This window comes from Pseudomonas sp. P1.31 (assembly GCF_001269815.1).
Taxonomy (GTDB): domain Bacteria; phylum Pseudomonadota; class Gammaproteobacteria; order Pseudomonadales; family Pseudomonadaceae; genus Aquipseudomonas; species Aquipseudomonas rustica.
On record NZ_LHVN01000021.1, the window covers coordinates 100,406 to 122,478 of the forward strand.

Consider the following 22,073-nt stretch of genomic DNA (forward strand, 5'->3'; position numbering starts at 1 on the left):
CTTACCCACCGCCTTCGCGAGCAAGCTCGCTCCCACAGGGTTTTGTGGGGTGTTCGGGATCTTCGGTACGACCGAGCCCCCTGTAGGAGCTGAGCTTGCTCGCGAAAGCGGTGGATCTGTACCGGAGATGGTGACTGACCCAAAGCAATCGCCAGCAGGCTAGCTCCCACAGGGATTGTGGGGTGTTCGGGATCTTCGGTACGACCGAGCCCCCTGTAGGAGCTGAGCTTGCTCGCGAAAGCGGTGGATCTGTACCGGAGAGGGTGACTGACCCACCGCTTTCGCGAGCAAGCTCAGCTCCCACAAAGATTTGTGGGGTGTTCGGGGATTTGTGTACGACCGAGCCCCTGTGGGAGCCGGGCTTGCCCGCGAAGGCGGCGGTGGGTTCAACATCGCACCCGGCTGCGTATCAGAATTTTTCGGCCACACGCCGATACGGATAATTCGGATCCTTGTACTTGCCCGCCTTCTGCCGCTTCGGCAGTTCGACCTTCTCGCGCTTCACATCCTCATAAGGAATGCGACTCAGCACATCAGTGATGATATTCAGCCGAGCCCGACGCTTGTCATTCGAATCCGCCACCAGCCAAGGCGCATGTTCGGTATCGGAATGTTTGAACATCTCATCCCGCGCCCGCGAGTAGTCGTACCAGCGGCTGTAGGATTTCAGATCCATCGGCGTCAGTTTCCAGATCTTGCGACCGTCATTGATCCGCGCTTCCAGCCGCCGCGTCTGCTCTTCCGGGCTCACTTCCAGCCAATACTTCAGCAAAATCACCCCGGACTGCACGATCGCATGCTCAACCCACGGGATCGACTTGAGAAACTTGTCCGCCTGCTCATCCGTGCAAAAGCCCATCACCCGCTCGACACCGGCGCGGTTGTACCAACTGCGGTCGAAGATCACCACTTCCCCCGCCGCCGGCAGATACGGCAAATAACGCTGCACATGCATCTGACTCTTCTCGCGATCGGTCGGCGCCGGCAGCGCCACCACGCGGAAAACCCGCGGGCTCACACGCTCAGTCAGCGCCTTGATCGTACCGCCCTTCCCCGCACCATCACGGCCCTCAAAAACAATACAAACCTTGACGCCCTCGGCGATCACCCACTCCTGCAACTTGACCAGCTCTACGTGCAGTTTGCGCAGTTGCTCAAGGTAATCCTTGGTTTTCAGCTTCGGACTTTCAGGCGCCTTGGCGTCCTTCTTTTTGTCTTTTGCCATGACCCGGCCCTCTCGAATGAATGCAGAAACAGAATGTTTATTGACGACACACACCAGACACGTGAGGTTAGTTCATGACCTGCTGTTTGCCATCGCCGGGTAAAAAGCAAAATTGCCATGTGTTTCCTTCGTTCTTTCCTGCGTCGCACTGTTCATTCATTGCCCGCCCTTGCCTGTCTGGAGTTTTTCGATGCCGTCGCCAAAATCCCTGCCCACTGCCCTGCTGGGCCTGGCCCTTGCCTGCCCGGCAATGGCCGAGACTCAAGGTCTGGAACTGGGGCAAGTGCTGATTTCGGCCGATGAGCAACGCGGTTCGGATGCGTCGGTTGAAGAAGCCAAAGAGCGCCTCGAGCAAGTGCCCGGCGGCACCAACGTGGTCGATATGCGCCAACCGTTGCAGGGCCGCGTCTCGAGTAATCAGGATGTGCTGGCCTATCAACCGGGCGTTTACGCGCAGTCGGCGGGCAACGAAGGCGTGAAGATTTCCGTGCGTGGTTCGGGCATCAATCGCGCGCCGGGCGCCCACGCCTCGGGCCTTTACACCATGCTCGACGGCCTGCCGCTGACCGGCCCCGGCGGTACGCCTTACGAATTGCTCGAACCGCTGTGGGTCGATCACGTTGAAGTGCTGCGCGGCACCAACGGTTTCGACCGTGGCTCACTGGCCCTCGGCGGCGCCATCGATTACGTCAGCCACACCGGCTACAACGCGCCGAAACTGCAAGTGCGCTACGCCACTGGCAGCCACGGCTATCAGCAGCGTCAGGTCAGTTCCGGGCAAGTGCTCGGCGACTTCGACTACTACGTGTCGCTGACCGATTCCAACGCCGACGGCTATCAGGATCACACCGCCAGCGAAAGCAAAGGCGTGATCGCCAACTTCGGTTATCGCTTCAACCCGAACCTGGAAACGCGCTTCTACATTCGCTACCGCGAAACCGACAACGACCTCGCCGGCCGCGTGACCAAGCACTCCATCGAGCACGATCCGCGCGCGGCCAACCCGTCTTACGTGGCGCGCGACGACAGCCGCAAGCAACCGGGCAGCACCTTCATCGGCAACAAAACCACCTTCTACATCGACGACGATTCAAGCATCCAGACCGGCCTCGTCTACCACGACTACCCGATGGATCTGCGCGAAGGCCCGAACCGTTTGAAAGTCGCTTACACCGATGTCAGCGGCACCTTCGACTACAAACGTCGCGACACGATCTTCGGCATGGAAAGCCGCAGCAACGTCGGCCTGCGCGTGACCAAACACCTGCCTAATGATGGCGCCAGCGAATTCGTGCGCATCCCCACCGGCAACACCGCCGGTTATGCGCCGGGCACAAAAATGCGCGATTTCACCTATCAGGGTTCGGACACCGTGCTGCATTTCGGCAACGACCTCGAAATCGCCAACGATCTGTGGCTGACCACTGGCCTCGCCGCCATCTACACCCGCCGCGAAAGCGACGTGACCTATCCGCAAAGCGGTGGCAAAACCAGCATGAACGACTGGGACTACGCGCCGCGCCTCGGCCTGCGCTACCAGATCAACCCGGATCTGCAAGTGTTCGGCAACCTCAGCCGCTCCGTCGAAGCGCCGCACCCGTGGTCGCTGATCTACAGCTCCAACGTGCGCTTCCCTTCCGGTAACGGCGCCGCGACGGGGACGCAGAAAGACCCGATCAAACTGCAAAACCAGACCGCGACCACGCTGGAACTCGGCGGGCGTGGCGACAGCGCCATCGGCGAATGGAGCCTGGCGTGGTACTACGCACAGGTTCGGCATGAACTGCTTTCAGTGCTGCCGGATGCCAACGCCGTCACGCCGTATGAGTTGAACGCCAGCCCGACCGTGCATCAAGGCGTCGAAGCGAGCCTCAACAGCAAACTCTGGTCGGCTGCCGATGGCCGCCAGTTGAGCCTGCGTCAGGCGTATACGTTCAGCGATTTCCACTATCGCGACGACGACCGCTTCGGCGACAACCGCTTGCCGGGCCTGCCGATGCATTACTACCAAGGCGAATTGCGTTACGACTGGCCGCAGGGGTTCTTTGCGGCGGTGAACACGCAACTGGTGTCGAAAGTTGCCGTGGATTATGCCGACAGTTACTACGCCGATCCGTATGCACTGTTCGGCGCAACGCTCGGCTACAACGCGCCGAAAGGTGATTGGCAGGGTTGGGTCGACATGCGCAATCTGACCAACAAACACTACGCCGCCACGGTCACGCCGGGGTATGACGACAAAGGTCTGGATGCCGCGCGGTCGACGCCGGGCGAAGGCATGGGGGTTTATGTCGGGGTTTCGTGGAGCTTGCTCTAACCCCACACCTTTGTAGAAGCAGAGCTTGCTCGCGAAGACGGCGGCACATCCCACACCTTCTTGGCTGACACACCGCTTTCGCGAGCAGGCTCACTCCTACAGGGGCTTTGTGTTCTGACTCAGATTTTGTGTACGACAGAAAATCTGTAGGAGCTGAGCTTGCTCGCGAAGGCGGCGGCACATCCAACATCAATGTGGCTGATACACCGCTTTCGCGAGCAAGCTCGCTCCCACAGGGATTTGTGGTGTGTGGTGGCGATTCTGTGTACGGCATAGCACCCTGTAGGAGTGAGCCTGCTCGCGAAGACGTCGGCACTTTCAATATCACTGTGGCTGACCCACCGCTTTCGCGAGCAGGCTCACTCCTACAGGGGATTTGTGGTGTGTGGCGAATTTTGTGTACGGCCGAGAAACCTGTGGGAGCGAGCTTGCTCGCGAAGACGGCGGCACGTTCAATATCACTGTGGCTGACCCACCTCTTTCGCGAGCAGGCTCACTCCTACAGGGGATTTGTGGTGTGTGGCGAATTTTGTGTATGGCCGAGAAACCTGTGGGAGCGGGCTTGCTCGCGAAGGCGGCGGCACATTCAGCATTTCTTTGACTGACCCACCGCTTTCGCGAGCAAGCCCGCTCCCACACTGACTGGTGTCGATCAGCCTATCTGCGCCAAATCCGCGTGTTCAACCATCCGAACACTGGCAAACGTCGACTCATTCCGTGCCTGCTCCAGCACCGTCAGCGGTTGCGTCGACACCGCCTTCAGCGCCGGTTTGCGGCTCATCTCCGACCCACCGCGCTCGTCGCTCGGCGGGACGCCAAAGTGTTCGCGATAGCATTTGGAAAAATGCGGCGTCGAAACAAAGCCGCAAACATGCGTCAACTCAACGATCGACAACGACGTTTGCTTGAGCAGTTGCCGCGCGCGAATCAGGCGCAGTTTCAAGTAATAACGCGACGGCGAACAGTTGAGGTATTTCTGGAACAACCGCTCCAGCTGTCGACGCGACAAATCAACGTACGCCGCCAGGTGATCGAGCTCAATCGGTTCCTCAAGATTGGCCTCCATCAGCGCCACAATTTCTTGCAGCTTCGGCTGATGCGTGCCGAGCACGTGCTTGAGCGGTACGCGCTGATGATCCTGCTGGTTGCGGACGCGCTCGTAGACAAACATCTCAGAGATGGCAGCGGACAAATCGCGGCCATGATCGCGACTGATCAGGTGCAGCATCATGTCCAGCGGCGCGGTACCGCCGGAGCTGGTGACGCGATTGCGATCGAGGCTAAACAGGCTGGTGCTGACGCTGACACGCGGAAACGCTTCCTGCATCGCCGCGAGAAACTCCCAATGCACGCTGCACTCAAAACCGTCGAGCAACCCGGCTTTCGCCAGCGCCCAACTGCCGGTGCACACGCCGCCCAAGCGCTTCGATTGACGCGCCAGGGCCTGCAGCCAAGTGATGTGCTCCCGCGAAATCACGCTCTGAATGCCGACGCCGCCGCAGACAATCACCGTGTCCACGCAGGGATTACTCCACGACCCATCCGGCGTGATCGGCACGCCGTCGCTGGCCCAGACCGGCGCGCCGCCAACGCTGAACGTCTGCCAGCGATACAGCTCACGCCCGGACAATTGATTGGCCATGCGCAACGGTTCGACGGCGGACGCCAGCGACATCAGGGTGAATTTGTCCAACAACAGAAAGCCAACGGATTGAGTCGCACCGTCAGGCGTGGCGGTCGATGACATCGGATTCGTGTCCTTACAGAAGCGTTGGTGGTTCGGCGTTAACCCGCTGACGTCACCCGGGCCGCCTGTGCAGGATCACGCGAGGTCACCAGGCCGAGGAAGGAAATCAGCAACGCGAGGCCAATGGTCGTGCTCACTTCGGTGCGGTGTTGTGGGGTGATCATCATCACCGTCAACGCCGCGCAAATGAACACGATCACCAGCCAGGTCAGCCACGGGAACAGCCACATGCGGAACGTCAGCTCGACGTTGCGCTGGCGCAAGATCCGCCGCATGCGCAGCTGCGACACGGCGATGGTCAGGTACACCAGCAAGGCAATCGCCCCAGAACTGGCGAGCAGAAATTCAAACAACCCGGCAGGCATGAAATAGCTCCATACGGTGATCGCCGCGCCCAACACGGTGCTGGCGAAAACAGCCGCCCGTGGCACGCCGGCGGCCGATGTCACCTTCAACGCCTTCGGCGCATCGCCACGGCGTCCTAGCGAAAACAACATGCGCGAAGCAATGTAGATCGAAGAATTCATGCAACTGGCGACGGCGATCAACACGACGACGTCGACCATGAACTTGGCGTGAGGAATATTCATGATTTCCAGCGCCCGTTGATACGAGCCGACCGAGGCCAGCAACGGATCATTCCAGGGCACCACGGAAATCACCACGAAGATCGACAGCAGGTAAAACACGCCGATGCGCCAGATCACTGAGCGCGTGGCTTTAGCGATGTTCTGCGCCGGGTTGTTGGATTCGGCGGCGGCGATGGTGACCGCTTCGGTGCCGATAAAACTGAACATGATGGTGATGAAAGCGCCGACCACCGCCGACAGGCCGTTGGGCGCGAACCCGCCGTGGGTCGCCATCAAACCGCTCAGGCCGCTGACTTCGCGATCCGGCACCCAGCCCATCAACACGGCAAAACCGACGCCGATAAACCCGATGATCGCCACGACTTTGGCCATGGCGAACCAGAACTCGAACTCACCGTATTTGGACACGCTGAACAGGTTGGTCACGGCCAGCGCAATGATCGACACCAACGCGAACAGCCACGCATCGATCTGCGGAAACCATTGATGGAGCACATGGCCGGCCGCCAGCGCTTCAATGGGAATCACCAACACCCAGAACCACCAGTAAAGCCAACCGATGGTAAACCCCGCCCAGCGCCCGATGGCCTGATCGGCGTAGGTGGAAAACGAGCCGGTGTCCGGATTGGCCACCGCCATTTCACCGAGCATGCGCATGACCAGCACCACGAGCAAACCCGAGAACAAATACGCCAACAACACCGCCGGCCCCGCCGCCGCAATGGCATGCCCCGAGCCCACGAACAAACCGGCGCCGATGATCCCGGCGATAGACAGCATTGTTACGTGACGAGGCTTAAAGCCCTGCGCCAATTGGCCATTCGAATCCTTGGACGGGCTAATCATTGGTTTTTTTATTCTCTGCTGATCGACATTTAAGCGACTGGACAGGGGCAACGGATCACCGTTGTTGCCGTACAAGAAGCACCGTCCAACCGCCGCAGTTCTTATCAAACCGATGTGGTTTTTTAATGAAAAGACACTTCACCTTATCTGGCTTGGTGGAGGGCTCAGTAGCCTGATGGCGTCATGGTTTGGTCTGAAATCGACACGGGGGAACCTTACAGTCTCGATCAAGACCCATCAGTCGAAAACCCAAAGCAAAACCTGTGGGAGCGAGCCTGCTCGCGAAGACGTCGGCACGTTCAATATCAATGTGCCTGACACACCGCTTTCGCGAGCAGGCTCGCTCCCACAGGGGATTTGTGGTGTGTGGCGGATTTTGTATATGGCCGAGAAACCTGTAGGAGCGAGCCTGCTCGCGAAGACGCCAGCACATTCAACACCTAAACAACTAACCCACCCTGCCCAGTCGCAACAATGGAAAACCACCCCCACCCTGCTAACCTCACCCCAACCACGCTAAGCATCCCCCACCACTGGATACCTCGATGAACTTCCGATGTCCTGACTGCAACCATCTCGTCAGCCACATCCCGCCCACCCACAAATGCCCCGACTGCGGCCACTTCTCCCACGACTGGCTCATCGATGACTGGGAAAGCTTTGCTGCCATCAAACGCAGGCACATCCACTACAACCTCATCATCATGGGCCTCGTCCTGATCAACATCCTGGCCGCCATCCTTTACCAATCAACCAACCCCTTCCAGTGGCTGATCAACCTGATCTTCCTCCCCGCCGTCATCAGCTGGATCCGCTGCCGCCAACAGCTCAGCCAAAAAGCCCACTACAAAGGGCATAAAGGCAACGTGGTATTCCCATGGTTCGCAGGCTTCGGCGGGCTATAACTAATCGCCACCCCCTGTAGGAGTGAGCCTGCTCGCGATAGCGCTCATCCAGCCAACATCAACATTGAATGACCCACCGCCATCGCGAGCAGGCTCACTCCTACAAGGATTTTGCCTGCTTACCCAGACCCCAAACCCGCCACCAACACTGTGGGAGCGGGCTTGCCCGCGAAGACGTCAGCCCATCCAACCCAAATCCAACAGCCATCAATCCCGCCGCGCCACGGTAAACCCCTGCCAGGAAAAATAGGCAAGTCTCAATAAAACCTTCTGTGGCGAGGGCGCTTGCTCCCGCTGGACTGCGCAGCAGGCCCTCTTTTTGATTTCAAAAAAATGGGGCAGCGCTGAACGGATCAGACTACAACCGAATGCGTATTTGCCTACGAAATCTTCGGGAAGTGGCTGGCTTGGACTGTGCTCCCCGCCACTCGATCGTGAAGATTTCGCCCAAGGCAGTACGCCGTTCTAACCATCCAGAACAGGCCAAACCCTTGGGCGTTTTTTATCGAAAAACGTGCGGGCCTAAAGCAGATGAACTGTGCCCCGCTCACTCATAAAACTTGCCAGCCAACAAAATAGCCGCACACCGCCGCCAGACATTCGACACTGCCGCATCCGCCTGAGCATTCCTCGAAGTAGCAACCGCCCAAGCAGCTGCCGCATCAAGAAACGTATCAACCGATCCATTTTCCCAGCCCGATGCGCCCGCCTCATAAGGAGACGATGCAGTCGCCTCCAACGCCCGCTCACGGGAGAAATCTGCACCCAGCGCAGCGACGAACTCGGTGAACGATTGCTCATCGGTCACACGTTCCAGCAACTCATCAAGATCTACAGACATAATCATCCTTGCGTCGAAAGGTTAGCGCCCAAAAACACGTGATAATCACGAGGAGCCCAAGCGCTACGCATCAACCTCAACATAACTCGACTCCCCGCCCCCACTCGCCCCAGACAGCCAGCCCCACACAAAACCCAACGTCGTCCGCCCCGCTTCATCAACCCCCACCGTCCCCCGCGACCAACCGGAAAGCATCTCGCCTCCCGTCGTCAAACAATGGAAAAGCAGCTCAATCGTATCGGCCCCAGTCACCCGGCCAACCTGATGCCCGAAGCGAATCCGACCGCCCTCATAAGTACTCAAAATGCCCGAACCCTCAACACGGTAATGAAACACCGTGTCAGCCCCCGACAACCCTTGCGCGTTGTTCGCTACGGCAAATCGACGGTCGTGCAAACGCTCGGTGACTTGTGAAAAAGCAGATTCCATAAAGGCTGCGTCCTTGTGTTCAGAGTTTCCGTTCCGATTGCCGATCATCCTAACTCAACGTCCGACCATCATTGGGAGGTGCCCGCCACGCAAGCGCAAAAACTACAACATCGAAGGCAATCGCCTACAGCCACCTCGGATCTCACCGACTTGTTTGTCCTCAGGTCAAACCCTATCGTTGAGCGCTTGCTGCAACCCAAGCGACTCGCTTTAACCCTATCAAGAACGGATTCATATGAACTGGGTCAGCCATTACCTGAAAAGTTTCAAAATAATCTCGAACAACTATCGATGGTTTACCGCAAGCTTCATCGCGGTATCCACACTGTTCATACTCTGCAGCGCCCTTAATTCCCTACTTCCAATACTACTGAGAAATGCCGCAAACACCTTTGACGGCGCTCCGAACGCAAGCACCCAGTTCCTCTTATTCGCAGGCTGCTACGCCTTACTCTGGACAGTCTCACAAGTGCTTTCCAGCGTTCGCGGCGTCTTTTCAGCGTGGATACTCGCCAAGTGCGACGCGACCCTTTACGAAACCATCCTCACCCGAATTTTTCAGTACGCTCACAGCAAACAGCGAACGCTCGACCCTGGCTATGTAGCGGCTGACATCAATCGATCGGCCAGCAGTTTCAGCCTGGTCACCGTGGGTGTTTTCTGGACAATCGTTCCTATCGCGGTTGAAATAATCGTCGCCATCAGCGTGCTTTACACCATTATGGGTGCGGCTTACGCGATGCTGTTTCTCGTCGCCTGCGTCGCACTGACATCCCTGGCCATCTACGTTGCCAAGTCCAGTTCAAGCATTCATCGCGCCTTGTTTGAAGCCGACAACAACCTTTCAAGCTATACCGTCGAAAGGCTTGGCAGGGTTTACGACATCAAGATCAACAACAGCTTGCCCAAGGAACTCGCCCTTGGCCGAACCTTCTTCGACAACTACGTCAAAACCATCAGAGACGCCAACCTTCGCATGGGCATTCGGATTGCCTGCCAAGGCTTGGCGATTGGCGCCGTACTGACATTTTTCATACTGTTATCCGGCCTGTACTACCGCACGAATTTTACGGCTGGCGATTTCATCATGATCGTTGGATACATCACCCTGTTCACCCTGCAACTCCATCTATTGGCGGGCACTCTGTTCAACCTTCAAGCCCACCTCATATCGTTGAACGACGGCATCAAATACATCGAAGAAGACATTAAAGAGCAGAACCACCCGAAGCATCACGCAGACGTCGAAGGCTTTACGCTCACAGGCGTAACACTGGCAAAGGACAACAGAACCATCCTGAACAACATCAACGGTCAGTTGATGTCTGGCGTAAATATCATTTCAGGAAAATCCGGCGCGGGAAAAACAACGCTGGTAAACATTCTTTTGGGTCTCGAAGAATCCCATACAGGAACGGCCCTCTACAGAGGACACCGGATCAGTGAGGCACTCACCGAACACATACTGTCAGAGGTTTCCGTCGCGCCGCAAAAACCGGTTCTGGTGTCCGGTACGCTCGAAGATAACCTGCTGTATGGCGCTGGTGATGTATGCCAAAACAGGCTAAAGGAAATTGTCGAACTGCTCGGATTCACACGGCAAGGCACTGACGCTGACGCTTTGCTGGCAACAGTAATAGACGTCGCCGGCAGCGGATTGAGTGGTGGTGAGAGACAGCGAATCGCCATCGGACGGGCGATATTAAGAGACAAGCCCACGCTAATACTGGATGAGCCCACGGCGGCGCTTGATGAACGAACCGCGCACAAAATCGTTGAATGGCTCGCCCTGCATACACGCAACTTGATCATCGTCACCCATGACGAAAAGCTGAAAAAGAAGTACGGCATAAAAATAGAATTGAATGAGACCACCGCTGACTCTATTCAAGTGTGACCCCGCGGAGTTCAAAAATCATGATCGCCGGGTGCCAAGGCAACTTGCCCAAACGCTTTTCCACGCTAAGTTTAAGGTCAGTAACAACAACGACCCCGCCCTCGCCCAGTACGAATCCACGGGAGGCTTGATGAACAACTTCCCGATCATCGCCACCGTTCTCTCGATGATCCTCGGCCTCTCCGTCACTCGCCTGCTGCTCGGCGCTCTCACGGTATTCCGCATCCGCCGCGTGGCAGCGCCGGATTGGGTGCCGCTGGTCTGGGCAGTGATGCTATTCACCACGCAACTGGAATTCTGGTGGGCTGTCAACGCACTCTCGACGGTCAAACAGACCTTCTCGTTTCTCGAGTTTTTACTGCTGGTGATGCTGACACTGTCGCTGTTTGTCACGGCGGCGTTATTGCTGCCGAGCCGTAGCGAAGATGAGCAGAACGGCCTGCGCGTCTACTTCGAACAGGATGGGCGATACGCATTGCTATCGCTGTCCACGTACTTGTGCCTGGGGATGGTCGTCAACGTCATGTTGTTCGACGCCTCGCCATTAGCACTGTGGGGCCTGCTGGACGCGATCATGATTGTGCTGCCAATCTGCGCGTTCTTCGCGCGATCGCGTAAAGGCTATACGACCATCACCCTGATCTACGTGCCTCTGAGCGTGATCGACTTCGTCATTTCGCTGGCGACCTGAAGCCGCAGAATGCATCTAAAACCCACTAACCTCCGGCGGATGAAGCCATAGGTGGCGAGGGAGCTTGCTCCCGCTGGACTGCGCGGCAGGCCCCGCTTTGAAAAGCAAAACCCACCCCACGCCCCGCCGAAAGCAAGCCCCTCCCCACAAATGACTGCCCTAAGCCGAAGCCTTCAGCTCGACATTATCCAGCGCCTTATTCACCGCCAACTCCCCCAACATCACAACCTGCGCAATCCCCAACAACGTATTGCGATTCGGCCCCTCCAGCATCCCGGCAAAATCCCCAAGCATCACCGTCGCCGAGGCCAACGACTCACACGCATTGACCAGCAACGTCTCAGTATCAGATTGCGGATTAACCATGAACAAAGTGCTGGGGCTATACGGCGTGGCCATGATCTTCTCGGGCGCAAGATAATGATCGAGCGCCCGCTCCGCCGCATCGTGAAGCTTCCTCGAATCGAACGATTCATAAGGCGACGCCGGATCCGTCACCGGCTCCTTCGGTGGTGTAGTGCTCATCAACTAAAACTCCAATCAGCAAACATCGAATAAACCCCCGTAGGAGCTGCCGAAGGCTGCGATCTTTTGATCTTCTTCTTACAACCAAACGAAAAATCAAAGGATCGCAGCCTGCGGCAGCTCCTACAGGGCGATCGCGGCGAAATCGCTAGTGCGGCAAGCGACGGCCATCCAGAACTCGATTGACCATCAGCTCACTCAGCATGATCACCTGATGCAGCATCAACAGCGCCCGGCGTTGTGAGTTGTCAACGTCATTGCCGATATCACGCGCCATGTCGCTGGCGGCGGCTAACGATTCACAAGCTTCGACGAGCAGGGTTTCTTCGTCCACGGCGGGATCGACCAGGAAGATCTGGCTGGTCTTGCGGGAAGGGATTGAGAGTTTCAGTGCGTCGGGGTTGAGGTAGAAATTGATGGCGCGTTCGGTCGCCTCTTTTATCTTTTGAGGTTCGAGCGATGGGTCGTACGGGATCGGATCGGCGTCCGGTGGGTTTGGAGTAACTTTGAACATAACAGCACCTCTTTCTTGAAAGAATGAAGAGCCGTCACTTTCGCTACCAAACGAAGGGTGGCGGCCATACGTGGGTTGGTAGACCGGTCAAGACAGAGAAAACCCGGCGCTCCCGGAGGAGCCCCACGCATGGCCACCATAAAGGCAGAGCCTCAAAAAAGAGACTGCATAAGGTGAAGCCGAACGTTCGTCAAGATACGGGCTACCAAACCCGATCACTGTTTTTTGCAGTGACAGGTACACGATATAGCCCGCTCCATAGTCGCGTATGCCAGCGGATTCTGAGGTGCGCGTAGGCAAGGGCGCAAGGCGATGTAGCCTTTATGGCGTAACGGTTTGTGTAATTTAAACGCGCCTGCAGCGTTACGTTTAATCAGAGCGAAACACTCATCTCCCATGGAGCGTCGAGCATGCTAAGGCTGTAATTGCAACACGGTTCAGTTCACGTTGAGCCGGATCCAAACAACGAACGACTGCATTCGGCCAAAAGCAGACCATGGACATGCGGGCGATACATAAGTAGTGTGTCCAATATCACGTCGTTTACCGCCTGGCCTAATGTCGCGTTTCTAGCGTGCCACTCAGCCAATCAGGGAGTTACACATGAACAAGGATCACTATTAGGCACAAGTGACGGAAAGCATTAAGCCATATTTGTCGTGTAGTTAGGAAAATAAATCGATTCAGGATTGAACATGAATTATAAGGATTACGACGAAAGCAAACCTCCATATATGGAGTTTGCAAATGACGACGCATCGATTTATCCCATATTGGAGGCGTTCGCCCCCAACAAGGATCATGATGCACTATATAAGTTGAATGCCATTTACAGATGGTCTGAAAACCTTATGGCCAATGCTTCAAGCCAAGCGGTGTGCAAGTCTGGTTGTTTCCATTGCTGCGCTCAGAAAGTCGCGGTTAAACCAGTTGAGCTAGATAATATACGTACCAATATTGGTGGCTTTCAGGCTAGGGATAATGGTCGCTTTTGCCCTCTGTTAGACATAGAGAAGGGGGCGTGCGGGATATACGAAGTGCGCCCATTAGTATGCAGAGCGATGTTGACTTTTGACAACCCCAAGTACTGTGAGAGCGGCGAAAGACACTGGATTTTTGATTTTAAACAACTCAATCCTGTGATGAATCAAGTGCTTGTTGATCATGAATTAGGTGAATATCTAGCACACAACATAGAGCAGATAATGCTAGGGGAAGAAGTCGACCTGAGAGATGAGTTCCAACCCTAGGCTTTGTCTGAAAAAAGGTGTCGCAGACACCGCATGGAACAAGCCAGCGAGACCATTGCGGCGTAGCTTTTGCAAGCTTGTCGAAACGCGTGACGATGGGGCGGTTCTCTGGCGGAAAACACTACGCCACTTGTGGCGCCTAATAATCGTTATACGCAAGAGGATATAGTTTGATAAATTTATTGATCGGGGGGATTCTTGGTCTAATTATTACTACGGTTGGCTTTGATATCATTCAAAGTCAAGATAGAAACTTAACATTTCAAACAATAACCAACATCATAATCGCCCTTGCTACTGTGGTCGCCGTCGCTATTAACTATCTTTCCGTAAAAAGCCAAAGAGAAAGCCGGCGCTGGGAGGTTAACAAAGACGCACTAATTAACGTTAGCACCACGTTATCCGACTTAATGACGCAAACCGGAAAGCTATCTGATAATGCCTTCAACGGTGCGCAAGGCATTCCTGAAGAACACAAATTCACACCTGATAATTCTATATATTCAAAGTTTGACAAATATTTGGCGCATACCGTTAGCGTTTATGGGCCGCTGCTGAATAAGGATATAATTTCCGCTATAGAAAAATACAAAAAGATTGATTCGAATATTACACGCGCATACAACATTGATGAATGTGATCTTTTTCAGGCATATGACGCTTCCTATGCTGCCCAAGAAGAACTCATGAAAATATTAAACAGATACATTAAAAAATACGCATCCATATAAACGTATAGCAACTGATTCAAATCGTTCGCTTCGCTCCCTGAGACTGGCTAAAGCCCGCCCCTTCGGTTAATCGTTGGCCAGCGTCCGCAACTGGCCGAAAGGAGTCCTAGCGGGAGCTACTCCCCCGCATAAACAAATATGGCCGCGTCCTTGTACTAGTGGCCTCTCACCCCTTCTTCCTAAACAGTTTTTCCACGTAGTACGTCACGCTCCACCGATCCTTCGGCCGCGGCTTATAGTGCGTTTTATTCCTCTGCCCCTGCTCCCCACCCGCCCCATTCGCCGTGTAGTAATAAAGCGCAATCGACCGCCGAGTGACGTGTTCAGGCGTAGTCAACGGCTCCGGATGCCCATGGTTACTATCCTTATCCGTATTAAAAATCACACACCGGTTATAAACCGGCAGCACCTTCTTCAGGCATTTCTTCATCCCCACATCCCAAAGCTCCAGGTTGCCGCCGTACGACTCCTGCCAGTCCTCAGTCAGGTAGATGATCACGTTCAGCCGCCGCTCAACATTGAGCTTTTTGTTCAGCCGAAAATCCGAGTGCACGCCCAGGAAGCCGCCGGTTTTGGTTTCGTGTAATCCGCCACCCGCGAAGTAAGGATCTGGAATCAGGCCTTGGATGCCGGTGAGTTTTTCGAGGAATTCCAGCATCGGTGCGGAGTTGAAGGTGTTGAACACGTTCTTCAGGTACGGGCTGCAGGCGTTGGGGCTGATCTGGCGTTTGAGTTGGCCTTTGTAGCCGCGCTCGTAGATTTGTTCATTGTTGGTCGGTTCGACCGGGAAGTGTTCGCGGATGCTGGCGATGACGTCTGCTTGCAGGAAGTTGTCGATGACGATGTGCGGGAATGGCGTGGCTTGGGTGTATTCGCTGGTCAGCGATTCGCCGAAAGCGCTGGCGGCGTTTTGGTCGAAGTCGAGTTCCGGGGTCAGGGTGATGGGGAGTGTTTGCGTGTTGGCTTGCATTGCCGCTCCAATGTTCTTCAAGTCTTTCAGGTCACGTCAAACAGGGCCAGGCGCTCGGCGCGGTGCCGCTGTTTGTTCGCTGGGTACAGTGGCGAGCAGGTTGCCATGTCGGCAATGGCCTGCCGAGTGTACTTTTCTGAAACGTGCTGTGGCGCTGTAACCACATGTTTCTGACTGTCACAAACTGGTCATATTTCCTCTGCTAATCTCCTCGGCGCCCTACCCCTACACCCTTGTCCTAGAGCCCCCACACGAAGGTGCCGCCACGGTGTTTCCGACTCACGTTCGCCAGCAAATTATCCTGCGCTCCGACAACCTCCGTTCGGATGACTTCGGTGCACTTTTTTCGAAGTTGTTTGGTAATCGCTATGCCGACAATCCGCCGCTGCCGTCGAACATCATTATTGGTGGGGTTTACGGGCGGCACGATGGTGTTAGTTTTCGGCGGATGCATTATCACGGCGATTTCACGGTGTCTTTTCCGGATCAGCAGGATGAGATTACGTTTGTCATTCCTACGGCGGGCAAGATTGTTTTTAACCATGCGACGGAGTCTGTTGGCGTCACGCAGGTTGGGTTGGCGATTGATAAGGCTGAGATTCGCTCGATGCGGTTTTTTGATGATCATGCGCATCATGGGATTTCGGTGAATAGGCATCAGTTGACGGAGCGGTTGTCGGCGCTGTTGGGTAAACCGATTCTGGAGAGGATTGTGTTTGAGCCGAGTGTGAATCTGGACTCGGCGGCGTTTCAGGGGATCAAGGCGTTGATTGATCTGGCGACGGGCGCGGAGTTTGATGCGCTGATCAACAGCGGGACGTTGATGCCGTCGCGGTTGCGCGAGATGTTGATTGATGCGGTGCTGGAGGCGTGGCCGCACAATTTTACCGAGGCGTTGCGGCGGCCGGCGCCGATGGTCGCGCCACGGCATGTGAAGTTGGCGGTGGAGTTTATTCAGGCGCATCCGGAGCAGTTGGTGAGTGGTGTGGATCTGGCGCGGTTGAGCAATGTGAGTCAGCGGGCGTTGCAGGAGGGGTTTCGGCGGTTTGTCGGGACGTCGATTGTGGCGTATCAGCGGCAGGTGCGGCTGGAGCGGGCTTATGAGGTGCTGGCGCGGCGGGAGTCGGGGTCGGTGACTGAGGTGGCGTTGAGGTTTGGGTTTAGTAATGTGGGGCGGTTTTGTCAGTATTTTCAGGGGGCTTATGGGGTTAGTCCGGCGGAATTTCGGGCTCGGCGGTGATCCTTTATTTGCCTGGGACACCATTGTGGCGAGGGGATTTATCCCCGTTGGACTGCGGAGCAGGCCTGATTCTTTGGGGCCGCTGCGCGCCCCATCGGGGATAAATCCCCTCGCCACAGGTTTTGTATCAGGCTTATGGATTTGAGTCTGGCTCTCAGATTTTGGGGTCGTCCTTGACCTTGGGTTTTTAGAAGGCGTAGCTGGCTTTCAGGCCGCCGTTAAAGCCGTGGCTGTCGCCGCCGCCATTGGCACCCACTTCTGCGCCCAGGCTCAGGGCGCCGAGGTTGGCCATGACGTTGACCCCGCCAGTGAACTGATCGCGGTTGTCGAAGGCGGCGCGTTGTTCGATATCCAGCCCTAGCAGGTGGCTTTGGCTGTCGACTTCGTTATCCCCCAGTGTGCGTTCGTAACCCACTTGTACGCCCGGCACCAGTTGCCATGCGCCCATCGCCACCGGGGCGAAACCGACGTTGAGGCTGGCGACGGCGCTGCGGCGGGTGGCGGTGTTGTCGTCGACGTCGAGGGCGAGTTCGCTGCCCTTCTCTGTGAAGCCGTTGAGGTCGAGGTGGCTGATGCGAAAGCCCAGGCTCGGCTCGAAAACCATGCCGTTGACCGGGGCGCGGTAGCCGAGGGCCAGCGTGGCGCCGGTGAGGTTGCCGTGGGTGTCGCCCTTCGCTGAGCCGAGGCCGCCGCCGAGGTCGCGTTTGCTGTCGTAGTCGATGTAGCCGGCGCTGGCGTTGGCGTCGACGAACAGGCCTTGTTCCAGGCTGGTGAAGCCGTAGCGGGCGCCGACGTTGAGGAAGGTGAAGTCGGTGTCAGCTTCGCCCCCCGCGCCGCCGACGGTGCCTTTGCTGTAGCCGAAACCGCCGCGTGCGCTGAGTTGTTCGCTGAAGCGTTGGGTGACCCCGACCATCAGGCCTTGGCTGTGTTCGTTGCTGCTTTCGGCGTGGGACGAGCCGTCGGTGCCGAGGTAGCCGGCCAGCGCGGTCGTCCACAAGCGGTATTGGCCGACTTTGAGGTCGGTGCCGCTAGCGAACGGTGCGGCGGCTTGTTCGATCATCGCGTTTTGACGCAGCAAGTAGCTGGCGGCGTCGGCGTGCACCTGGCCGCCGACCTGGGATTCGACACCGCCGAGGGTGCCGGCGTCGATGGCCGATTGCAGGTAATAGTTGTAGGCGCTGTAGGTGCCGGACAGATTGGTGTTCTGCAATTCGCGAAGCAGTTCGGCGCCGGCAGCGGCGTTGCCGATCAACCCAGCCTGACCCGGCAGGCTGTTGTATTCGACGAGTTTGCCGCGCAGGACGTAGATGGTTTCCTGCGAGAGGCCGAGGCCTTGTTTGAGGTAGTTGTCCATCGTGCCGTATTGCGCGGTGACTTCGTCGAGACCGGCTTGCAAGTAGCTGGCCTGCACGCCGAGCAGCGGCCCGTAGACGGCGGCCATGCTTGGCGGCATCGCTTTCAATGTGGCGGCGACGCGCGCGGAGGTGTAGTCGTTGGTCGCGAGGTAGTTGGCCATGATTGTTGCGTTGTCGACACCGGCGATGCTTTGCAACACGGCGGCGGTCCAGCCGGTGCGGTCTTTACCGGCGGTGCAGTGGAACAGTTGCGCGGCGTCGACGCTGGCGAGTGCGTTGAACAGCGTGCCGAACTGGCTGCGCATGCCGGCATCGTTGACGAAGGCACGGTTGGTCTGTTCCATCATGGCGACGGCGTCGGCGGCGCTGTTGAAACTGATGTTGGTGATGTTCGAGCCGGAGGTGGTGGCGCCGATGATGTCGATGTTTTGGTAGTTCGCGCCGTTGAGCATGGTGTCGGGCGTGCCGGCGATTTCGCTCGGGGTGCGCAGGTCGTAGACGGCTTTGATGCCAAGGCTGTTGAGCGTCGCCAAGTCCGCCGCCGACGGCGTGATCGCGTTGGAGCGGTAGAACACGCCCGCGCGCATGGTGCCGTCGTGGGCGGTGGAATAGCCAGTGGTGATGCCGGCGACATCGCGGAAGTTGTCGATGCTTTTCAAGCGCGGCGTGTCGAGGGGCACGGACTCGGCAGCGTGAGCAGCGGCGATGGACAGGCTCAGTACGGACAGCGAACACACAAGACGTTGAAACACGGTGCAGCCTCATTGTTTAAGCGTTGGGCTGCTGACTATGCGGAGCGAAGTGATACTGAATATGACAGTTTCGGTTTGTCGCGAAATGGCTGCGCGATTGGGCCGTCTGCTGCGTGATTGGGCTGTGGGGGATTGAATTTTGGGGTGTCAGTTGGGTTGGTTGTTGGCCGGGCTCCTACAGGGATTGTGTGTGTCTGTTGAATGTATGGGCACCGCCGAACATTGTAGGAGCTGAGCTTGCTCGCGAAAGCGGTGGGTCAGCGACGGTGATGTCGACTGGCATACCACTTTCGCGAGCAAGCTCGGCTCCTACAGGGATTGTGTGTGTGTCTGATGGATGTATGAGCACCGCCGAACATTGTAGGAGCTGGGCTTGCCCGCGAAGGCGGTGGGTCAGTGACGGTGATGCTGGCTGTCACGCCGCTTTCGCGAGCAAGCTCGGCTCCTACAAAGTCCGCGGTGGTTTGGGGTTATTGGGTGAACCGCACGCCTGGTTTGGCGCGTTCGTCGACGCTGAGTTCGAAGATGTCCGGGCGGGCGTAGTGGCCGACGACATCGTAGTCGTAACGCGCGCGGATCAAATCATCCGTGTCGATTTCTGCGCTGATCAGCCCGGCTTCATTGCGCAGCGGCCCGGCCAGAACGTCGCCCATCGGCCCGATGATCACGCTGCCGCCGGCAATCAATGGGCGCTCGGCGGGCCAGTTGGCAACGTCCACACCCAACTCGCGCGGCGACGCTTGCACCTGGCACGCGCTCACCACAAAACAGCGCCCTTCATGAGCAATGTGGCGCATGCTGACCTGCCACATTTCACGCTCATCAACCGTCGGCGCGCACCACACTTCTACGCCCTTGGCATACATCGCGGTGCGCAGCAGCGGCATCATGTTTTCCCAGCAGACCACCGCGCCGAGCTTGCCCACCTGCGTGTCGAGCACCGGCAGCGTCGAGCCATCGCCCTTGCCCCAGATCAGCCGTTCCGTACCGGTCGGCATCAGCTTTCGGTGCTTGCCGACCAAACCCTCGTGCGGATCGATATACAGCACCGTGCAATACAACGTGCTGCCCGCGCGCTCAATCACGCCGATCACCAAATTGGCGCCAGTGCGCGCCGACAAACCGACCAGCGCCTCAGTCTCGACACCCGGCACATCAATGGCGTTGGCAAAATACCGCGCATACGCCTCGCGCCCTTCCGGTAAGCGGTAACCCAATTGCGTACCAAACCCCTCACCTTTCGGATAACCACCGAGCAGCGCTTCCGGCATCACCACCAACGCCGCGCCGGACTCAACGATGGCCGCTTCATAACTGAGAATCTGTTCGAGGGTTTCGCCTTTGCCACCCGGCAAGGAGCCGATTTGCAGCGCAGCAACAATTGATTTGGCCATGTCAGTTCACTCCATAAGATCAGGTGTTGCTGATTCTCCGGCCGCACGGGATCATGAATAAAGCCCGATTCACTGCTGAATGAGATGAGCCTTATGAATATCGCCACCGTCGACCTCAATCTGCTTAAAGTCTTCGAAGCCCTGCATGAAGAGTCCAGCGCCAGCCGCGCCGCGCTGCGTCTGGGCGTGACGCAATCGGCGGTCAGTGCAGCGTTACGGCGTTTGCGCGATGTGTATGGCGACCAATTGTTCGTGCGTACCGGGCGCGGTCTGGCGCCAACGCTGAAAGCCAATCAGTTGAAACCGGTGGTCAGCGAGGCGTTGAACAAGTGTCGGCAGAGTCTGGCGATGGTCGACCCGACCACGCAGCAGTATGAGGGTCGCTCGGTAACCGTCGGCCTATCGGATGATTTCGAGATCGCCTACGGCCGGCGCCTGATCGAGGAAATTGCCCGCAGCGCGCCGAAGTTGCGCCTGATCTTCCGCCAGACCCACAGCCAGATCGTCGCCCGCGATCTGATGGAGCGCAGCATTGATCTGGCGATCACCGCCGGCGGTTTTGCCGAGCGGTTGCTCAGTCGTCAGGTGTTGGGTGAAGGCGGTTATGCGTGCCTGGTCGATCCGGCGAGCCTGGCGCCCGGTCAGCAGCAGATCGATCTGCAGGAATTCGTCGCCCGCGAGCACTTGCTGGTGTCGTCCGGGGGATTTATCGGGATTACCGATGAGGGGTTGGCGGCGCTGGGTTTGAGTCGTCGGGTCTGCGCCTCGACCACGCATTTTGCCGCGCTGCCTTATCTGCTCAAGGGCAGCCAGGCAGTGGCGACCATCCCGACGCACGCCGCCGAGAGTATCGCGGCGATCAGCGGGCTGACGTTGCTGCCCTGCCCGCTGCCGTTGCCGCGCTATCCGATCGAACTCGGCTGGCGCACCAGCACACAGATAGATCCAGTGGTGGTGAAGGTTCGCGAGGCGATTGCCGCCACGTTCACACCGGGCTGAGGCGTTACTTGTTCGCCGCCATCAGGCGATTGACTTCACTGCGCACCATGTTGGCGAATTCCGGCGGCGACATCGTGTCCAGTTCCGAACGTACCCATTCCGCCCATTTGCCTTTGCGCTTGCCGCGCTCGCCGAACAAACGCGCGGCTTCGCCTTTGGCTTTGCCCAGATTGTTCTGCCAGAGTTCGAACAGACGGGATTTCTCGTCCTCGAGCGCCGCGCGCTCAGCGAGGGATTTGTCGGCCAGATTGAAACTCATGGGGATTTATCCTGCTGCGTAAAATGGCGACATCTTACACGCTCGGCGGAAATCTCCTGCGCAGGTTTTGCCTGTTGATCTACATTCAGTGCAACTTTTCGCGCACCGTCGCACTCCATTGATCACGTCCATTCAACTGCAAGGAGTCACCCAATGGCCCGGAAATCCGCCGTGCAAGCCGCCCAGGATCAAATCAAGGATCAAGCCTTCAGTGAGCTTCAGGCGTTGATCGAAGAATCCGACAAACTGCTGAAGAACAGCGCTTCACTGGTTGGCGAGGAAGCGGAAACCCTGCGCGGGCAAATCGCCCAAAAATTGCAGCAGGCACTGGAATCGGTGTCCAGCGTGCGCGACCGTACCAAGCCTGCGGTAGACGCCACCGAAAGCTACATCGGCGGCCATCCATGGCAGACCGTGGCCATCTCGGCCGGTTTTGGACTGGTGGTTGGGTTGCTGCTCGGTCGTCGTTGATTTTTCTGCGCGATTGAAGCGAATGCCAGTCAGTTTTTGCTGACTGGCATTTTTGTGTGTGGATGCTGCTCTATGTGCAAGGCTTTGGACCGAGGTGATGCCTTCGCGAGCAAGCCCGCTCCCAC

The 22,073-nt window shown here is 57.2% G+C and carries 20 protein-coding genes and 1 pseudogene; 9 read left to right on the top strand and 12 right to left on the bottom strand.

Annotated features, from left to right (window positions below):
• Nucleotides 1-409: 409 nt before the first annotated feature.
• A complete protein-coding gene (gene ppk2, locus AD669_RS14195) occupies nt 410-1,225 on the bottom strand; it encodes a polyphosphate kinase 2 (protein WP_053120794.1) in 816 nt (271 codons plus the stop codon).
• A 190-nt stretch (nt 1,226-1,415) separates the two neighbouring features.
• Here ppk2 and AD669_RS14200 point away from each other — a divergent pair, with 190 nt between their 5' ends.
• Nucleotides 1,416-3,542 (top strand): TonB-dependent receptor domain-containing protein, encoded by a 2,127-nt coding sequence (locus tag AD669_RS14200; protein WP_053120796.1) that lies wholly within the window; start codon nt 1,416-1,418, stop codon nt 3,540-3,542.
• 652 nt (nt 3,543-4,194) lie between these two features.
• Here the strand turns inward: AD669_RS14200 and AD669_RS14205 are convergent.
• Both AD669_RS14205 and gabP read right to left on the bottom strand, forming a co-directional pair.
• Nucleotides 4,195-5,289 carry a GlxA family transcriptional regulator gene (locus AD669_RS14205; RefSeq protein ID WP_053120798.1) on the bottom strand — a complete coding sequence of 365 codons (1,095 nt, stop codon included), beginning with the start codon at nt 5,287-5,289 and terminating at the stop codon, nt 4,195-4,197.
• A 38-nt stretch (nt 5,290-5,327) separates the two neighbouring features.
• A complete protein-coding gene (gene gabP, locus AD669_RS14210; protein ID WP_053120800.1) occupies nt 5,328-6,725 on the bottom strand; it encodes a GABA permease in 1,398 nt (465 codons plus the stop codon).
• A gap of 545 nt (nt 6,726-7,270) precedes the next feature.
• Between gabP and AD669_RS14215 the strand changes: the two genes are divergently transcribed.
• A complete protein-coding gene (locus AD669_RS14215) occupies nt 7,271-7,630 on the top strand; it encodes a hypothetical protein (RefSeq protein WP_053120802.1) in 360 nt (119 codons plus the stop codon).
• A 547-nt stretch (nt 7,631-8,177) separates the two neighbouring features.
• On the opposite strand, the gene AD669_RS14220 is transcribed toward AD669_RS14215, so the two are convergent.
• The gene (locus AD669_RS14220) at nt 8,178-8,471 is read right to left on the bottom strand and encodes a hypothetical protein (RefSeq protein ID WP_218187433.1); all 294 of its coding nucleotides are present in this window, start codon (nt 8,469-8,471) and stop codon (nt 8,178-8,180) included.
• A 63-nt stretch (nt 8,472-8,534) separates the two neighbouring features.
• Complete coding sequence (locus AD669_RS14225) at nt 8,535-8,900, bottom strand: hypothetical protein (protein WP_053120950.1); 366 nt, start codon at nt 8,898-8,900, stop codon at nt 8,535-8,537.
• Nucleotides 8,901-9,135: 235 nt separating this feature from the next.
• Between AD669_RS14225 and AD669_RS28895 the strand changes: the two genes are divergently transcribed.
• Nucleotides 9,136-10,797 (top strand): ABC transporter ATP-binding protein, encoded by a 1,662-nt coding sequence (locus AD669_RS28895; protein ID WP_053120806.1) that lies wholly within the window; start codon nt 9,136-9,138, stop codon nt 10,795-10,797.
• Between the two features lie 130 nt (nt 10,798-10,927).
• Complete coding sequence (locus tag AD669_RS14235) at nt 10,928-11,488, top strand: hypothetical protein (RefSeq protein WP_053120808.1); 561 nt, start codon at nt 10,928-10,930, stop codon at nt 11,486-11,488.
• Nucleotides 11,489-11,647: 159 nt separating this feature from the next.
• Here the strand turns inward: AD669_RS14235 and AD669_RS14240 are convergent, their stop codons facing one another.
• On the bottom strand, nt 11,648-12,013 hold the full coding sequence (locus tag AD669_RS14240; protein ID WP_053120810.1) for a DUF6124 family protein: 366 nt from the start codon (nt 12,011-12,013) through the stop codon (nt 11,648-11,650).
• A 148-nt stretch (nt 12,014-12,161) separates the two neighbouring features.
• A complete protein-coding gene (locus tag AD669_RS14245; protein WP_053120812.1) occupies nt 12,162-12,527 on the bottom strand; it encodes a DUF6124 family protein in 366 nt (121 codons plus the stop codon).
• A gap of 695 nt (nt 12,528-13,222) precedes the next feature.
• Between AD669_RS14245 and AD669_RS14250 the strand changes: the two genes are divergently transcribed.
• The gene (locus AD669_RS14250) at nt 13,223-13,777 is read left to right on the top strand and encodes a YkgJ family cysteine cluster protein (protein WP_053120814.1); all 555 of its coding nucleotides are present in this window, start codon (nt 13,223-13,225) and stop codon (nt 13,775-13,777) included.
• Here AD669_RS14250 and AD669_RS28465 read toward each other — a convergent pair.
• Nucleotides 13,774-13,886: pseudogene (locus AD669_RS28465) on the bottom strand (IS5/IS1182 family transposase); the annotation flags it as partial. The gene AD669_RS14250 and the pseudogene AD669_RS28465 overlap by 4 nt on opposite strands.
• 61 nt (nt 13,887-13,947) lie before the next feature.
• Between AD669_RS28465 and AD669_RS14255 the strand changes: the two are divergent.
• Nucleotides 13,948-14,508, top strand: a complete 561-nt coding sequence (locus AD669_RS14255) for a hypothetical protein (RefSeq protein WP_053120816.1) — start codon at nt 13,948-13,950, stop codon at nt 14,506-14,508.
• Between the two features lie 166 nt (nt 14,509-14,674).
• Here AD669_RS14255 and AD669_RS14260 read toward each other — a convergent pair whose 3' ends face one another.
• Nucleotides 14,675-15,478, bottom strand: a complete 804-nt coding sequence (locus AD669_RS14260) for a 2OG-Fe(II) oxygenase (RefSeq protein WP_053120818.1) — start codon at nt 15,476-15,478, stop codon at nt 14,675-14,677.
• Nucleotides 15,479-15,746: 268 nt separating this feature from the next.
• Between AD669_RS14260 and AD669_RS14265 the strand changes: the two genes are divergently transcribed.
• Complete coding sequence (locus AD669_RS14265; RefSeq protein WP_053120820.1) at nt 15,747-16,718, top strand: AraC family transcriptional regulator; 972 nt, start codon at nt 15,747-15,749, stop codon at nt 16,716-16,718.
• Between the two features lie 187 nt (nt 16,719-16,905).
• On the opposite strand, the gene AD669_RS14270 is transcribed toward AD669_RS14265, so the two are convergent.
• Entirely contained in the window at nt 16,906-18,825 is a 1,920-nt protein-coding gene (locus AD669_RS14270; protein ID WP_053120822.1) for a tyrosine-protein phosphatase, read from the bottom strand.
• Nucleotides 18,826-19,295: 470 nt separating this feature from the next.
• Entirely contained in the window at nt 19,296-20,219 is a 924-nt protein-coding gene (locus AD669_RS14275; RefSeq protein ID WP_053120824.1) for a carbon-nitrogen hydrolase family protein, read from the bottom strand.
• 84 nt (nt 20,220-20,303) lie between these two features.
• On the opposite strand from AD669_RS14275, the gene AD669_RS14280 reads away from it, so the two are divergent.
• Entirely contained in the window at nt 20,304-21,218 is a 915-nt protein-coding gene (locus AD669_RS14280; protein ID WP_053120825.1) for a LysR family transcriptional regulator, read from the top strand.
• A gap of 4 nt (nt 21,219-21,222) precedes the next feature.
• On the opposite strand, the gene AD669_RS14285 is transcribed toward AD669_RS14280, so the two are convergent.
• A complete protein-coding gene (locus tag AD669_RS14285) occupies nt 21,223-21,477 on the bottom strand; it encodes a hypothetical protein (RefSeq protein WP_053120827.1) in 255 nt (84 codons plus the stop codon).
• Nucleotides 21,478-21,630: 153 nt separating this feature from the next.
• Between AD669_RS14285 and AD669_RS14290 the strand changes: the two genes are divergently transcribed.
• The gene (locus tag AD669_RS14290; RefSeq protein WP_008088645.1) at nt 21,631-21,948 is read left to right on the top strand and encodes a YqjD family protein; all 318 of its coding nucleotides are present in this window, start codon (nt 21,631-21,633) and stop codon (nt 21,946-21,948) included.
• The last annotated feature ends 125 nt before the right edge of the window (nt 21,949-22,073 follow it).